General features: G+C 37.3%; 17 protein-coding genes and 1 pseudogene. 6 read left to right on the top strand and 12 right to left on the bottom strand.

Annotated elements, in window-relative coordinates; genetic code table 11:
* Positions 1 to 6: 6 nt before the first annotated feature.
* Positions 7 to 258 (top strand): alpha/beta-type small acid-soluble spore protein, encoded by a 252-nt coding sequence (locus tag ACFWE9_RS21140; RefSeq protein WP_230155781.1) that lies wholly within the window; start codon positions 7 to 9, stop codon positions 256 to 258.
* A 163-nt stretch (positions 259 to 421) separates the two neighbouring features.
* On the opposite strand, the gene ACFWE9_RS21135 is transcribed toward ACFWE9_RS21140, so the two are convergent.
* Both ACFWE9_RS21135 and ACFWE9_RS21130 read right to left on the bottom strand, forming a co-directional pair.
* Positions 422 to 1,633, bottom strand: a complete 1,212-nt coding sequence (locus ACFWE9_RS21135) for an iron-containing alcohol dehydrogenase (RefSeq protein WP_230155780.1) — start codon at positions 1,631 to 1,633, stop codon at positions 422 to 424.
* Positions 1,634 to 1,796: 163 nt separating this feature from the next.
* Positions 1,797 to 2,684 (bottom strand): R2-like ligand-binding oxidase, encoded by an 888-nt coding sequence (locus tag ACFWE9_RS21130; RefSeq protein WP_230155779.1) that lies wholly within the window; start codon positions 2,682 to 2,684, stop codon positions 1,797 to 1,799.
* A gap of 140 nt (positions 2,685 to 2,824) precedes the next feature.
* Between ACFWE9_RS21130 and ACFWE9_RS21125 the strand changes: the two genes are divergently transcribed.
* Positions 2,825 to 3,511 (top strand): helix-turn-helix transcriptional regulator, encoded by a 687-nt coding sequence (locus ACFWE9_RS21125; RefSeq protein ID WP_230155778.1) that lies wholly within the window; start codon positions 2,825 to 2,827, stop codon positions 3,509 to 3,511.
* 293 nt (positions 3,512 to 3,804) lie between these two features.
* Positions 3,805 to 3,966, top strand: a pseudogene (locus ACFWE9_RS21120) (IS5/IS1182 family transposase); the annotation flags it as partial.
* 128 nt (positions 3,967 to 4,094) lie between these two features.
* On the opposite strand, the gene ACFWE9_RS21115 reads toward ACFWE9_RS21120, so the two are convergent.
* A complete protein-coding gene (locus ACFWE9_RS21115) occupies positions 4,095 to 5,183 on the bottom strand; it encodes a branched-chain amino acid aminotransferase (protein WP_230155776.1) in 1,089 nt (362 codons plus the stop codon).
* A 622-nt stretch (positions 5,184 to 5,805) separates the two neighbouring features.
* On the opposite strand from ACFWE9_RS21115, the gene ACFWE9_RS21110 reads away from it, so the two are divergent.
* On the top strand, positions 5,806 to 7,074 hold the full coding sequence (locus tag ACFWE9_RS21110; RefSeq protein WP_230155774.1) for an L-lactate MFS transporter: 1,269 nt from the start codon (positions 5,806 to 5,808) through the stop codon (positions 7,072 to 7,074).
* 835 nt (positions 7,075 to 7,909) lie between these two features.
* Positions 7,910 to 8,977 carry an AI-2E family transporter gene (locus ACFWE9_RS21105; protein WP_230155771.1) on the top strand — a complete coding sequence of 356 codons (1,068 nt, stop codon included), beginning with the start codon at positions 7,910 to 7,912 and terminating at the stop codon, positions 8,975 to 8,977.
* A gap of 91 nt (positions 8,978 to 9,068) precedes the next feature.
* Here the strand turns inward: ACFWE9_RS21105 and ACFWE9_RS21100 are convergent, their stop codons facing one another.
* Positions 9,069 to 9,515, bottom strand: coding sequence for a YueI family protein (locus ACFWE9_RS21100; RefSeq protein ID WP_230155769.1), 447 nt, complete (start codon positions 9,513 to 9,515; stop codon positions 9,069 to 9,071).
* 220 nt (positions 9,516 to 9,735) lie between these two features.
* Here ACFWE9_RS21100 and ACFWE9_RS21095 point away from each other — a divergent pair, with 220 nt between their 5' ends.
* On the top strand, positions 9,736 to 10,482 hold the full coding sequence (locus ACFWE9_RS21095) for a L,D-transpeptidase family protein (protein WP_230155767.1): 747 nt from the start codon (positions 9,736 to 9,738) through the stop codon (positions 10,480 to 10,482).
* 389 nt (positions 10,483 to 10,871) lie between these two features.
* Here the strand turns inward: ACFWE9_RS21095 and ACFWE9_RS21090 are convergent, their stop codons facing one another.
* From ACFWE9_RS21090 to ACFWE9_RS21055, 8 genes are all read right to left on the bottom strand, one after another.
* Positions 10,872 to 11,000 carry a hypothetical protein gene (locus tag ACFWE9_RS21090; protein WP_290370514.1) on the bottom strand — a complete coding sequence of 43 codons (129 nt, stop codon included), beginning with the start codon at positions 10,998 to 11,000 and terminating at the stop codon, positions 10,872 to 10,874.
* Between the two features lie 116 nt (positions 11,001 to 11,116).
* On the bottom strand, positions 11,117 to 11,539 hold the full coding sequence (locus ACFWE9_RS21085; protein WP_230155765.1) for a nucleoside 2-deoxyribosyltransferase: 423 nt from the start codon (positions 11,537 to 11,539) through the stop codon (positions 11,117 to 11,119).
* 410 nt (positions 11,540 to 11,949) lie between these two features.
* Entirely contained in the window at positions 11,950 to 12,270 is a 321-nt protein-coding gene (locus ACFWE9_RS21080) for a type II toxin-antitoxin system HicB family antitoxin (RefSeq protein ID WP_230155763.1), read from the bottom strand.
* 110 nt (positions 12,271 to 12,380) lie between these two features.
* On the bottom strand, positions 12,381 to 12,659 hold the full coding sequence (locus ACFWE9_RS21075; protein ID WP_230155761.1) for a DUF4190 domain-containing protein: 279 nt from the start codon (positions 12,657 to 12,659) through the stop codon (positions 12,381 to 12,383).
* A 169-nt stretch (positions 12,660 to 12,828) separates the two neighbouring features.
* Positions 12,829 to 13,479 (bottom strand): amino acid ABC transporter permease, encoded by a 651-nt coding sequence (locus tag ACFWE9_RS21070; protein WP_230155759.1) that lies wholly within the window; start codon positions 13,477 to 13,479, stop codon positions 12,829 to 12,831.
* A gap of 14 nt (positions 13,480 to 13,493) precedes the next feature.
* On the bottom strand, positions 13,494 to 14,132 hold the full coding sequence (locus ACFWE9_RS21065; protein ID WP_230155752.1) for an amino acid ABC transporter permease: 639 nt from the start codon (positions 14,130 to 14,132) through the stop codon (positions 13,494 to 13,496).
* 108 nt (positions 14,133 to 14,240) lie between these two features.
* Positions 14,241 to 15,068 (bottom strand): transporter substrate-binding domain-containing protein, encoded by an 828-nt coding sequence (locus tag ACFWE9_RS21060; protein WP_230155750.1) that lies wholly within the window; start codon positions 15,066 to 15,068, stop codon positions 14,241 to 14,243.
* 23 nt (positions 15,069 to 15,091) lie between these two features.
* Positions 15,092 to 15,820 carry an amino acid ABC transporter ATP-binding protein gene (locus ACFWE9_RS21055; protein ID WP_230155748.1) on the bottom strand — a complete coding sequence of 243 codons (729 nt, stop codon included), beginning with the start codon at positions 15,818 to 15,820 and terminating at the stop codon, positions 15,092 to 15,094.
* Positions 15,821 to 15,911 lie beyond the last annotated feature (91 nt).

The raw sequence follows: 15,911 nt of genomic DNA, 5'->3' as shown, positions 1-15,911 counted from the left end.
TGCTTGATGGCTAGAAGAAAAAGAATCCTGGTACCAGAAGCAAGGAAAGGTCTTGATGATTTAAAAGCCAAAGTTGCTGGTACGAAGAATCCAGAAGAGGCAAAGTTTGAAGCAGCAAAAGAAATGGGCGTACCGTTGAAAAGAGACTATAACGGTCTATTGACAGCGAAAGAAAACGGGAAAGTAGGCGGAAAGTTGGGAGGCAGCATGGTTAAGGAACTTATTAAAATGGCTCAGGAAAACTTAGGAAAAAAATAATAACCAAAGATATCTTATTTGGATCATGGCTGAAAGAATCAAAGAATGGATGTTCGTTTTCTTTCAGATTTCATTTCAACAGGAAAGAACTAAAGCGTAAGGAAAGTTCTCATGTTGCAAGCAAAAAAGGCCAGCCGAGTTGGCAGGACTTTTTTGCTTTACATTAATTTATTCTCACAGGTACAACTTGAGAAGCTATTGACTGTATTATTTCGGATGATATCGGAAAATTAGCGGCAGCCGGATCAGTCTTGACGGCTGTAAGGATTCTTTCCAAATCCACTTGGGTAACACCATAGTCACTGAACCCAGAAGGCAGGCCAAGATCATTCAGGAAGATACGCAGCTTTTCAATTACTTTCGCCAGAATCCCATTTGCATCCTCATCGTGGATTCTCACCTTAAAAGCCTCCGCTATCAGATGTATCTTAGGCAGATATAACTCAGGAATGGACTCCATGACAACAGGTAAGAAAACAGCATTGGCCAATCCATGCGGAATACGGAATAAAGCTCCATATGCGTGGGCAAAGTTATGAATCGGTATCGCATTTAATGCGCTACAAAAAGCGGTAATTCCCATCATGCTCCCATGCAGCATTTCCATTCTGGCTTCAATATCCGTTCCATTCTTTACTGCCCTTGGTAAATTTTTTTCTATAACTCGAATGGCTTGAAATGCATATGCATCTGTTAATGATGTTGCAGCAGGTGAAACAATCGCTTCAATCGCATGTGTCAATGCATCTGCACCAGTAAAAGCAGTGATATTAGGTGGCAATCCGACTGTTAACTCAGGATCCAGAATGGCCACATCCGAACTTAAAAAGACATTGTATATATTCATTTTAACTTTTTTATGTTCATTATATATAACAGCAATTGGCGATACTTCTGAACCAGTCCCTGCTGTTGTCGCTACCGTGATATGCGGTATATTCATTGGTTGCGCTTTTGGGACTCCCTCATACAGATATCCTTTTGGGATTGCATCGTTTATATCGGAAATCCCTTTATATAGTCCATATTTCAATGCTTTTGCAGTATCTATGACACTTCCGCCCCCAACAGCAAGTATCGCATCTGCATTCACTTCGCGTGCAAATTTCAATGCTTCGTTTACACAATTACTTGCTGCATCTTGTGTAACCTCGAGAAATTCCCCTACTATTTTCGCTCCATTACCTAAACTTGATGACCCAAAAACGTTGGCTACTTTTTTAACGATCCCTGCATTTTCTAAACCTTCATCACTCACGAGAAGAATCCTTTTTGCTCCAAGACCAATAAAAAGTTCTGGAATGAGTGAACGTGTATTAGCACCACTGTAAACCGAAGACCTTAACCAAAAATTAGAATGAGTATTTACTGCCATCTTCTTTCACCTCTGATAAATTAGACTTTTCAGATAAGGTTGTACAATTAGTGCGTTCAAGTACAATATTCGATTTAAACTAGAAGCATTCAGCAGATCATCCATCGATGTTTAAATACTGGAAACATCACGGTAGGCTTGTAATGTACCCTTCAGCCATTCATTACAAGACGCCATATTCCTTCTCGGTACTTCGATAGATTTCTTCAATCCCCTTTCCTTTTGCCCTTGCCAAAATCTCCATCCTTACTGATAATTGTTTCATCGTGAAATTGAACACAGCCTGTTTGTCATGACCAAATGGATTGCCTAACAAATCATATCCCTCTGTATTTAACTGGATGGCAAGTGGTGAAAGTTCCGCCATTCTCTTCTCAACTTGCTTAAAAATATGTGGATGTTCACTTATAATTCTTTGCAGCAGGAATGTCCCATAAGCAATATGGCGTGACTCATCTTTCTTCAAAAGACCTACCCCTTTTAATAAGCCAGGCATCATTTCATTAGCTTCGAGTGTCTGATAAAACCCAAAATATCCTGTTTCCGCAAGAACTCCCTCGGTAAACATATTATAAACTGTGGCTGCTTCCGCCAAAGCTTCAGGGGATTGATCAGATAAAAGTTTCCCCATTGCTTCAGGCAATATTTCATAAAAAATGGATTTATAAGTGTCTGAGTGATAGACCGTCAGATCTCCTGTTTCACCAATTTGATCTAAAGTATAACGAAAGAACTCCATATGCTTCGCTTCCTCGAACAAGAATGTCGTTAAGTACATTTCTTCTTCGATCCTGCCTTCATTGGCAATCGTCATAATGAGCGGCAGCAAATCTAAAGTCACTGCTTCCTCTCCGCCCTGAAAAAGGGAAATGATCCGTAATAACACTTCCCTTTCAATATCGGTAAATGAGTTCCAATCTTCTTTATCCTGGCTGAAATCAATATCACGAGGATTCCATATACCGAATTTCTTGGCCTTTTGATAAAGTTTAAATGGAAGGGTATCTTCTCTAAAACTCCGGGTGGTAGTCGATAAAGTCTTTCTTTTCATTTTATTGCCTCCTTGAATTTAGGAACGCTAAATTTCTGAACCACTAAGGAATTTAAAAAAATTGTAAGAGTTTCCATTTCATTGTAAGATATTAGTAGTATTTATCCTAGCACTGAAAATGTAGGGAGGAATAAAGTCGAATGCTTGAGGAAACTCTGATGAATCATGTCAAAAAGATTTCCCACCAAAAAAATATGGCAAATAAAACACAAATGATAGTAAGGGGATGTGTGGATTTTTTTTCATTTCAACGAGCATCCTTATTCAGTTACTCATGCTTAACAGGAATGAGTGAAGGAATATGTGCCTGTACAAGTGAAGATATCTTTTCATTACATAATGTTAAAGAAAATATACATGATATATACCCCATCCACCAGGCAGTCATCAATAACAAACCCATATACTTAACAATCCAACATACGAAATCCTCCATCCCTGCGAAATACGTTAAAAGGTTTGCCCTCTCTTCACTGGCAATCATCCCGATTATCGTGAATGATATGGTCATTGGCTTAGTTCTAGTTGACCCTATACATGTTGACGAGCCTGTTACCAAGAATGATTTAATGAAACTTTCCTATTATTTGGAACTTGCTGCAAGTTCAACAATCGATTTCGCTCCTTCCACTTACCTTCTAAGTAAACGGGAAGTAGAAGTCTTACAATACTTAGCTAATGGTTTGGGAATAAAGCAAATGGCACCAAAAATGAGAGTAAGTGAATATACCGTCAGGGATCATATTTCTTCTGCAATCAGGAAATTAGGGGTCACACACCGGACTGAAGCAGTAGCTGTTGCTTTAAGACAAAAAATGATTATGTAAGAGGGAAGAAACAAAAAAATTCAATGAAGATTTCAGACTAGACAAACTTATAAAGTAAAGACACTGCCTAACTCGATAATAATTGAGTTTACCTACAGTTTTTTGGAGGTATAAAATTGAACATTGCGAGGAACGTAAGGCACTCGCTTCCGCGAGCGGTCTTTGCGCCTGCGGGGTCTCCGTTGGACGCACTTTCCCCGCAGGAGTCTCGTACACCGCTCCACTCAACTTTGTTTTTACCTATAGATAAAACTCCATTTGCCTACAGTCAGATAAAGAAACATCTCTAAAAAGAGATCAACCAAGGTCGTGAAGATCACGAAAAAATGCGAATTTCTCCAGAAAATTCGATAAGGGAGTAGTGAAAGAAATTAAATAAAGTAAAACCGATCCAGAGGTACTACGTCAAAGAAGAACGTACAAAACAGTTTGCTTATTCATTCCATGCTGCCTCCGTTTTTGTAGTAGGATGACTGTAACAAAAGATGCCACACATAAATCCAATAAAAAATCAAAAAGGCCTCGGAATGAGAAATTCCGAAACCTTTTCTGATACCTTCAAAGGAAGGTATTTATTTACGTATTATTGGGTAACTTTTTCTTCCACTTTCGTAGTCCAGTTTAACTCATCAGCAATTTTGCCTGTTTGGACACCTGTCAGTGTATCATAAAGCTTTTTAGATAGTTCGCCAGTTTCCCCGCTTTGAACGCTCATTTCTTCACCATTCCACAAAAACTCACCAATTGGCGATATTACCGCTGCTGTACCCGTTCCGAAAGCCTCTTCCAAGTGACCTGATTTATATGCTTCATAGACTTCTTCCATGGAAATGCGTCTTTCTGTCACGGGAAGATTCCAATGTTTCAGCAATTCTATAATGGAATCACGAGTAATACCAGGAAGAATACTGCCATTTAACGCTGGAGTGATAATTTCACCATTAATTTTGAAGAAAACATTCATGCTTCCAACTTCTTCAATATACTTTTTCTCCACTCCATCTAACCAAAGAACTTGAGAGTAACCGAGCTTTTCGGATACTTCCTGGGCTTTGAGGCTTGATGCATAATTGCCACCTGTTTTAGCCTCTCCTGTACCACCATTCACTGCACGTGTGAAAGCTGATTCAACTGCTATTTTAACAGGGTGAATGCCTTCCTTATAATAAGAACCTACAGGTGACATGATGATGATGAATTGATATTTATCTGATGGGGAAACTCCAAGATAAGGCTCAGTAGCTATGATGAAAGGCCTGATATATAGAGATGTCCCTTCTTCCTGAGGAATCCATTCTTTATCCACGCTAATTAAAGTTTTTAAAGCATTCAACGCAAAATCGACATCGACATCCGGGATGCATAATCGACTATTTGAACTATTTAAGCGTTGAAAATTCTTTTCAGGACGGAATAAAATAATTTCACTTTCTGGTGTTGCATATGCTTTTAATCCTTCAAAAACAGATTGACCATAGTGAAAAATCATCGCGGAAGGCTCTAATGCGAGCGGTTGATAAGGAACAATTCTTGGATCATGCCACCCTTGCCCTTGTGTGTAATCCATAATAAACATATGATCGGTAAACTGCTTACCGAACTCAAGCTGGTCCGCCTGTGGTTTTTCTTTCTTTGCTGTACTAAGCGTGATTTGCATGTCATGTTCCTTCATTACCAAAACTCCTTGTTGAATAAAATTTACAAGATTTCACTTCCATAAAATCTATCTATAATTAGTTTACTCCTATCAGGAATCATAGTTCAAGTCCTTAAGACTAAATTTTCGGAATTTTTTCAAAATATTTGGTTTTTTTGATTTCCTTACGTATGATTCCTGAAAAAAGAACTGATTATTCCTAAAACCACACAAAAAATAACAATACCGGTTGTTCGATTAACCAACCCCATATATTCCGTTTATTTTAACAAATCATCTGCAATAATGCCAGTGTAATAGAAATCCATTTATAAATAATGAGATAAGTGACTTTATATACCATGAACCTTTTGAGATTAAACCAGATTAACAAGTCATATCATTGCCTTTTAAACCTTTTTCATCTAATTTCATCAATCCATAAAAATGGATCACTACTGATTTTTGGCAATGTTTCAATTTTTATTACATTCTGGAATATAGCGACAATTTTTTCAGATAAATTTAATTTAGTAGTTTACTAGTAAAAAATATTCTTATATACTTATTCCACAAGATAGATAAAATGCATGCAACTTACAATATTATAGATAAAACGCATGCAACTTTCTTATTTTTGACGAAAAGGGGTAACAACATGACAAAAAACAGGTGGTTAATTGCTTTATCCGCTATTGCTATTCACCTCTCCATTGGTGGAGCATACGCATATAGCGTATACAAAAAGCCTTTAGTTGAGACTATGGGGTGGTCAGAAACTGAAGTCACTTTAGCCTTTACAATAATGATGGCGCTTGCAGGAACTTCTGCAGCCTTCTTTGGGAAATTCGTAGAAAAAAATGGTCCCAGAAAATCAGCATTAGTTGCAGCCGTATTATTCGGTTTAGGACAAGCTGGTTCTGGTTTGGCTGTAATGATCGATTCACTGCCACTTTACCTATTAACATATGGTGTTTTAAGTGGGCTAGGTATGGGGATCGGGTACATTTCACCGGTATCCACACTAGTCAAATGGTTCCCCGATCGCAGGGGATTAGCAACAGGAATGGCTGTATTAGGTTTCGGTGCCGGAGCTCTTATAACAGCCCCAGTCGCTGCAAGCCTTATGGAATCCGTTGGCATATATACTACATATTATATTTTAGGTGCAGGCTACTTCATTCTTATGTTCTTAGGTGCTTCCTATATTGCACCTCCAAAGGCAAACTGGCTGCCTGAAGGCATGAAGAAAGATATTGAGTCAGGCAAGAAAGAACTGAAGAAAGATCTAAGGCAGTTAACTGCAAAGGAAGCGGTTAAAACTAAACATTTCTGGATGCTATGGTCAATGAAACTGATCAATACATCTGCAGGGATTATGATGATTTCTGTCGCTTCTCCAATGGCCCAAGATGTAGTTGGATTGTCTGTAGCCGGAGCAGCAACATTAGTCGGCATTATGGGAATTTTTAATGGTGGAGGCAGACTTGGCTGGGCCGCAGCCTCTGATTATATTGGTCGTCCAAATGTTTTCGTCATTTTCTTTATCATTCAAATCGGGGCGTTCCTTCTACTTCCAACTACTACAAACACTCTATTGTTCCAAGGACTTATCTTGTTAGTCGTTAGTTGTTATGGCGGAGGATTTTCAAATCTTCCTGCATTTGCAGGGGATTTATTTGGAACAAAAGAAATTGGAGCCATCCACGGTTACCTTTTAACCACATGGTCTCTTGGTGGAGTTTGCGGACCAATGTTGGTTACGGCAATAAGAGAAAGCACAAACAGCTACATTCCAGTCTTCTATGTATTCGCTGTATTAATCACGATTGCTTTCATTATCTCCATCTGGTTGCGTTTAGACATAAAAAAAATGCAAAAAGACCAAAAGCAGGGATTAAAGAATACATTAAGTAAAATATCTTAATGTAAACCAGGTCTTATAAGCTAATATAAAGGCATTATCAAGTAAACTTCCACACCCGGAGTTAACTATGATGATGCCTTTTCAATTATGTTTATGACAAATTAATCGGACTAATAAAGCAACCAACCCCATTCCATGGCAATATTACTTCATTTTTTCCCACGAAAACGTTTGTGACCATCATTTTATCCATAATTGCAGAAAAAAATATTGTCCTTGAGCTTGCTAATTTATTTCGCCTCTATAAATGCAATATAGCCCGAATTTATTATTTCAACATAACTTTTTTTAACACTTATTAACAATAATTTGGTTGTCATGCTAGTGAGCAATCTCCATTATATACATTTTTACATCTATTTAAAACCTATGAAAAAGGAGCAAAGTGAGCTGTAATACCACGCAATAGGTGAATATTTCACCATCTTTCATTCCTAGTATTCCAGGCAATAAAGTTGGAGGTTATGCAATTCTTGCAGGCGGTATTAATTATGGAGCATTTGCACGTAAGCATTAGAAAATAGCAAAATGAATAATATTTAAAAACAAGGGCTTCATGATCGTGAAGCCCTTGTTTTCTATCAATGGAATTCATCTTCTTACGATTCTGATAATGGGAATTTCGTAGCATTTCATCTTTTTTATAAAAGCATTTTTTTGCCTATTCTTATCGGCCAGCTAAGTACCCCATTCATTGATTCCTAATTGAATTAAGTACACTCCTTTTAAAGATAGGTCATTATTTTACTAATAAAAATCAGCTTGAACCGTTAAAAAGTTTAACATGTAGGCGATTCAGGGAATCAATTAAAGACTGGAATGAGGGGGGATTTTCTTGTGGATCAATAAACCATTTTTTAAATATGCATGCGCGATTATTTTGATCATTATCATTATTTTTTTACTTGGTAAGATTGATTATGTTCTGCTACCGATACAAAAAGTCATTGCTGCTATGTTCTTCCCAATTATAGCAGCTGGGCTTTTATATTACATTTTACGGCCAGTCGTTAACTTTTTGACTGAATTTATCCCTAGGACATTAAGCATTTTCACCGTCTTTTTGATAATATTTGGTTTGATTGGGACAGGAAGCTATTTTGGAAGCCCTGTAATTGTTGATCAATTTCAAAAATTATCCGAAAAATTACCGGGCAAAGTCAAGGAACTTTCTAAAGAGTCTGAAGTCATGATTGAAAAAAATGATTTTGGAATGGTTAATACTGAAGATTTGAAGGATAATGTCGCTACACACTTGAAGGATTATTCTGAAAAACTCTTGGTGAATGTCAGTACTATTTTCTCCACGATTACTAGTGTATTAACAGTCTTGGTCATTACACCCTTCATTTTATTTTATTTCTTGAAGGATGGAGAAAAACTTAGACCATTTCTATTAAAGTATATTCCGACTGATGTTGAACCAGAGGGAAACAAAATTTTAAAAGATGTCGATAAAACTCTTTCAACTTATATTATCGGTCAATTCATCGTATCCATCGTAATTGGGACTTTGATGTATGTGGGCTACCTAATTATTGATCTCGATTATGCCCTAGTACTAGCCCTTTTAGCCATGATTTTTACTGTCGTTCCATTTCTAGGACCGTTAATAAGCATTCTCCCTGCCCTTTTCATTGCCCTTCAGCAAGACATTGGGTTGGCAGTAAAAGTACTCATTGTCCTTACTGTCGTTCAACAAGTCGAGGGTCACTTGGTTACACCGAACATTATGGGAAAACGTCTTAACATACACCCATTGACCATTATCTTATTGTTGCTTGCTGCAGGTTCGATATACGGTTTCATTGGCATTTTAATAGCTATTCCTACTTATTCTGTAGTAAAAACGATAATCGGTAACTTTAGGAAGTTTTATAGATTAAGACAGAAGGTTACATAATATGGCTATATGATCCTTGTTCCGCAATCAATAAAAGGAGGCCTACCTTTAAGTGGATAGGTCTCCTTCTTAATTTACTCATTGATTAGCGTTAGTTCAAGATTTTTTTAACCCATCGTTTGAAAAACGATTTGACACTCCTCTTTTTTTTAACTTCAAACACTTGTTTTTGCTTCTCTATATATATTTTTTCTTTGTTTATGGCATTACTTTCTGCTAATACTAGACCCAATTCGGAATTATGGTCTTTGTTTAGGACAATTTTGTAAGGAATATTATGGCTCATAGCCAATTTAATATATTTCCCAAGGTATTGATAGTCCATCTGACCATTTAAAAACAAATTTGAACGGGGATGCCGCTTCATCATTTGCTCAATTTCCGGATATACATTCTTTTCAAAGACTTGATTTTTTTTTAGGACGATAACGACGCGCTCCCGTAATGTGCCCAGAAATTCCCTTCGTTCACCAGGTTTGATTTCTTTAGGACCATAAATCCCTTGTTCTAGATAGTCCTCCACTTTTAGGCGTGACAATGCTTACCCACCTCCGCTTTCACTTCAATAATGTATGTAATGTGGCCACAAACAGTGCCCACCAATCTTTGGTATGCAAACATGTGAAAATTAGTTTGGGCCAGCTCTTCCCTTTTTTAGTCTACCCTTCCTTTAAAAAATTGTCACTTCTACTTCACTTCATGCATAGGATAGTATATGCGTGAATATGAGGTTGCTTAAAAAAGGGACGGGGAAAAACATGAAAAAATTGATTGTATGTGTATTGATATTCGTCTTTAGTTTTGTTGGGTTCAGTCATTCTTCAAGTGCGGCACCTAGACAACTGATTATCATCAATAAAGCCAATAATCAGCTGGCCTATTATGAAAATGATAAATTAGTGAGGGTGTTTCTCGTAGCGACAGGAAAGAAGGCCTCCTATACTCCAGAAGGAAAGTTCAAGGTAGTGTCAAAGATTGTGAATCGTCCTTATTATACAGGCAACATTAGAGGCGGAGATCCAAAAAATCCTCTCGGAAAACGATGGCTGGGGATAAATGCACGGAATACACCAGGTAATACGTATGCAATACATGGCAATAATGATCCTAAATCAATCGGGAAATATATAAGTGCCGGTTGCATTCGCATGTATAACGAGGATGTTCAATGGATGTATGATAGGGTAAAAATGAACACTGTAGTCTTAATAGCCAGTTCGAATAAATCATTTGCTTCCATAGCTGCCACGAATGGCTATAAGGTTACTGGATCCTCTAGTCTCCCTGTACACACTGCCAATTCAACTTTGAAAAAAGGAAGCAGCGGTCCTAAAGTAAGTGAACTACAAAAAAGATTAACTGAACTTGGATACAGCACGAAAGGAATAGATGGGACATTTGGGAAAAATACCGAAACGGCAGTAAAAAAATTTCAAAGAGCAAAAAAACTTACGGCTGATGGGATCGTCGGACCTCAAACGAAAAAAGCGCTTAATATTAAATGATAGATGCTAGTGATATCCTCTTATTGGAGGATATCTTTTTTTGTCTAAACTATAACGATCGATACTTTATTATCCATACTTACAGTAATTTTCCACCATCACTTATTAGCTTTATGTTATAATTTATACATAAACAGCTAATCATAATCGCACTGTCCATCATTACATACAAGGAGGTAATACAATGTACGATGAACTTCTCATAATGATCATTAAGGCAACTTTTGTTATCGGTACCATTGCGATGTTTGTGATATTAGGATTCGTAAAAGGACGCAAGTTTTAGTTTATCCACTACTTAACATCCTCATCGCCTGATTACTGTTACATGTAATCAGGTTATTTTTCGCTCAGAAAAAAAAGCATATCCTCACAGGGCATGCTTTACCTTACCAATTCCAGTTATCCGTGTTATCTAAAAGCTGATCAATGTCAAATGTATCAAGATGGAATGGAGCTGATTCTTCTGCAATCTCCTCAGTAGCTAGCAATAGTTGGTCAATATCAATAATGGCCAAAACAGTCCTCCCCTTTTTTAATTGGTCTTTACCCTCATTTTTAATATGTTAAACAGTTCGTTCAAAAGATATTTTATTAGAGGGTAGCCTTTTAATTTCTACATTTGACATTTTATTTACGGTGCAAATGAACCGTTTTTTTCAGATTCTTCCGGAGCGAGCGTATGTATCAATTTAACCAGCTTATACAATGTCCCGCTGCAAATGGTTACCTCGGGCAGATTATGAAAAATTGATTTTTTATTAATATGATAATTGTCTTTCTCTGGTGAATATACAATGATTTTCTTATTTAACGATAGCGCATATCCAAGCTCAGAAAGATTACCTTTTCCGGCTGTCAGGAAGATTAACATAAAGTCAGCTTCCTCAATCCCCTTTTTTTCATAATCCTCTATACCTTCTGTCATTTGATTATCTTCATCATCCGCAATTAAATTCCAGTCATTCACACATGTAAAGCCTTTTGAAGTCAATTTCTTAATCAATGACCTTACTTGCTTCTTATTTTTTTCGTCTGATGCTATATAATATTTCACACACACACCTCCAAAATCTATAACTATTGATACTTTTTACCTACGTTACCTATACTATACATATTCGTTATAAAGAACGCAATATCCTTTCCCCAAAAATAAAAAAATTTAATATAAGGCACAGTTCCTAATGCAAAACAAAACCATCACCCTTTGCAAAGGAATGACGGTTTAATGTTTCAAAATATGATATTCACAGATCTTCTTGCATCAGTACTCAATTAGATTCAAATACAAGTACCTTCGCCTTATATTGATTTATGTAATTTTTCTGGTCAACGGATGACCCATTCTGGTAGTAAGCGTTTTTTCCTTTTTTCATTCCAAACTAACTGAATGTCCTGAAACAAAAGAATCACATCCTTCAAAATCCAAAATAAAAACCTTGTCCCCTACTCGGCAAGGTTTTTTTATTTTTCATATGTGATATTTTCTATTTCAATTCGGAATGGGGCTGCCTCACAAATATTAATCCCCCTATCAAGATTTACCTTTTCCATTTCAGTTGCATCTGGTATTGTTTTTTTATCGTGAATAAAATGTTCGACCATGGTTTCCAACAGTTCTTGAGCACAAGCTATAGCATCTATCCGATTCTTACCGCTAACTGAAGAAATAAATCCATTTCGCTTAAAATCCGGGAAACAAACCTGAACGGAAAAAGAGTCAATAATCAACGGGTGTTTTTCATAATAGAATACAGCTGGATACTCAAAGATTTGAATGGTCAAAATATCATCCCTTCATGAATATTTAGAATTTTAAGTTAATTATAACATACAAATTCTTTAAAAATAGGTTTAACTGATATTTTCTTTGATTGTCAAGTTTAGATATACAATCAAAATGTTGTTCCTTCAGTTACTATAAAAGTAAAAAACACCAGGAAAATCAAAATCATGATAACATTCAAGATTATTCCAATAATGCTGCACACTTTACCAGCGGTCATTAATCCCTTCCCGGTTTCCCCAGTAAGATTGATTTCTTGTTTACTCTTCGATGCAAAAATTAATCCTACAATTCCTAATATGATGCCTAAGACTGGAATAAGCAGGGATAATACCCCCAAGATCAGTGCTGCGATCGCTTTGCTATTGCTCGTTTTCATTTCCGACATATTATTCCACCTTCTTTCTTATGCTTATATATACGGTTATTGAAAGCAAAAGATTCTTTTTTTTATGTTCTTATTAATTCTTCATCATTCCTTGCTTCTTCTGCTGTTGAAATACATGCACCGTACCTCAAATGCAAAAAAAACGACTCATATAAATGAGTCGTTTTTTTTAAGTTCGTTTCAATTCAAGTCTCTGTGCTACTAAAGACAGACTATAGTTAACGATGAAATACATGAGAGCAACCAGGATTAAAATGGGTATCAAAAACTTTTGACTTTGGCCATAGATAATTTGTCCATGATGTGTCAGCTCCGGTAATGAGATGACAACCGCTAAAGAGGTATCCTTTAACAAAGAAATGAATTGGCTGACAATAGGAGGAACCATGCGGCGCAGCGCTTGGGGCAGGATGATGTATATCAATGCCTGTGTATAGCTCAGGCCTGATGAACGAGCAGCTTCCATTTGGCCTTTATCAACAGATTTCAAACCGCTTCGAATGACTTCGGAAAGCATGGCTGATTCGAAAATGGTCAAGGCAACGATAGCTGCTGGAATGATTTCTAATTTTATCCGTACCTCAGGTAAAGCAAAATACGTAAAGAATATTATTAGTAATAACGGTAAATTACGAACCGTTTCTACAATCAAGGCTAATATTTGTGATAAAACCGGCACCTTTGCGTAACGTATTATACCCACAAGCCCGCCAATAATGAAACTTAGAATAATGGATATAAATGCTACCTGGAGCGTTACCCAAAATCCCTCTAATAAAAACTTTAGATTATCCGGTGAATAAGCACCTGCAAAATCCATATCTTATACCTCCCTCAATTACTCTTAGCCAGACGTTTTTCTAAATAACCAACGCCAAGACTTAAAGGAATGGTAAGTATTAAGTAAAACGCTGCGACGAAAATGTAGACATCGAACACGACAAATGTCCTTGAAGAAATCAAATCTCCATGGTACATGAGATCAAGTCCTGCAACCACGGCTAAAATGGAAGAATTTTTAACTAGATTGATAAATTGGTTTCCAAGTGGCGGAATGACTATTTTAACCGCCTGTGGCAAAATGACGAGCCTCATTGCCTGCCCATATGTCAGTCCTGATGAACGAGCAGCTTCCATTTGGCCTTTAGGAACGGAAAGTATGCCAGCACGAATTGCCTCAGCTATAAAAGATGAAGTGTAAATGGTTAAGGCTAAGGTTCCTGCGTATAGTCCACTTAGTTTTAGACCAAGAAAGAAGAAAAAGGTAATAATCAATAATGGTATATTCCGAATGAACTCGACATAAGCGGTTCCAAGCCAGTTTAGAGGCTTTATTGGGGCAATCCGCATGATAGCAACAAACACACCTAGTATCAAACTTGCTACCAGCGCGATTAAACTCGACATAATTGTATTTTTAAAGCCTAATAAATACATATCCAGATTCTCTGTTAAAATGGAGAAATCAAGCACGGCATACACTCCTTTAACTAGTAAGGATGAGCAAATCGCTCATCCTTACATACAAAAATGTTCAAATGTTTTTAAGGTCATTTATCCGTACATATTTGGTAAAATGAATTAATGTTTAATCCATTTATCATGGATTTCATCATACTTGCCAGAATCTTTAAGTGACTTTAGCGCTTTGTTCAATTCGGCAACAAAGTCTTCATTACCTTTTTTAACAGCAATTCCATACGGCTCGTCTGTAAATGTTCCGCCAACAAGCTCATAATTTGGATCTTCATCTGCCATTCCATATAGGATGGAATCATCCGTAGTCAATGCATCCCCTTGCCCGGATTTAAGTGCAGCGAACGCTTCTGAATAATTTTCAAATTCAAGCACTTGTGCGTCAGGTGCTTTTTCACGAATATTAATGGAAGAGGTAGAGCCTTTTACAGCCAATACTTTTTTACCTTTTAAATCATCAATACCCTTTATATCGCTGCCTTTTTTGACCAACAAAGATTGTCCAGCATCGAAATAAACATCAGTGAAATCAACTTCTTTTTTACGATCTTCCGTGATGGTCATGGTCGCTACAATCGCATCGATATCCCCATTATTCAACAATGCCATCCTTGTTTTTGAAGTCACTTCTTTAAATTTAACTTTATTTTCATCACCTAGAATTTCAGCAGCAAGAGCTTTGGCGATATCAATATCAAAGCCTTCCACCTCACCAGTACTTGGGTTTTTCAAACCGAATAATCTTGTATCATTTTTAACCCCAAAAACAATCTCATCCTTATCCTTCACTTGTGAAAGGACATCTTTACCTGTTTCCTTACTTCCACCCTCTTTACCTTCGTCCGTGCTTTTCCCTCCGCCGCATCCAGCTAATAAAATGACAGCAAGTAGGGATAGCAAAGATGCCTTCAACCATTTCTTTTTCTTCAACATGAAAAATCACCCCTGTTTTTTATTTAATGATTTAATATACGGCTAAGAAATAAACGGGCCCTCTCCTCACGAGGATTCGCGTAAAACTCAGCCGGTGTTGCCTCTTCTAAAACCCTGCCTTCGTCCATGAATACGATTCGATCAGCAACCTCTCGGGCAAATCCCATTTCGTGCGTGACCACCACCATCGTCATCCCTTCATGGGCAAGTGCTTTCATTACATCCAGTACCTCGCCGATCATTTCTGGATCCAAGGCTGAGGTAGGTTCATCAAACAGCATGATATCAGGCCCCATTGCCAAACCTCTAGCTATGGCAACCCGTTGCTGCTGCCCGCCTGAAAGCTGAGAAGGGAAGGAATTTGCTTTATCTCCAATTCCTACTTTCTCCAGATACTTTTGTGCGATCTTCTTCGCTTCCGATTCGGATTGTCCTAAAACTTTCCGTGGAGCAAGCATGATATTCTCGAGCACTGTTTTATGGGGATACAGGTGAAAATGCTGGAAAACCATACCGATATTCCGACGCAGTTTGTTTATGTCCGTTTTTTTATCCGCTACATTTAAACCATTGATGGAAAGGGAACCTTCAGAAATGGTCTCTAGGCGGTTAATACATCGAAGCAGTGTACTTTTCCCTGACCCGGACGGACCGATGACAACTACTACCTCCCCCTTATTAATTGTCAGGTTAATCTCTTTCAAAACTTGAAAGTCACCAAAATACTTATTCACTCGATCAAAAACGATCATAATTAGCCTCCCTGCCCCATAATCAATCATACTAAACTTAAAATTTATAATAATCAGAATTCAATGTGTATAAACTATCATTCTCTCACCT

The sequence above is a fragment of the Peribacillus sp. NPDC060253 genome (assembly GCF_042727425.1).
Classification (GTDB): Bacteria; Bacillota; Bacilli; order Bacillales; family DSM-1321; genus Peribacillus.
Note: the sequence above shows the minus strand (reverse complement) of the source record. Positions and strands in the feature narration are given on the sequence as shown.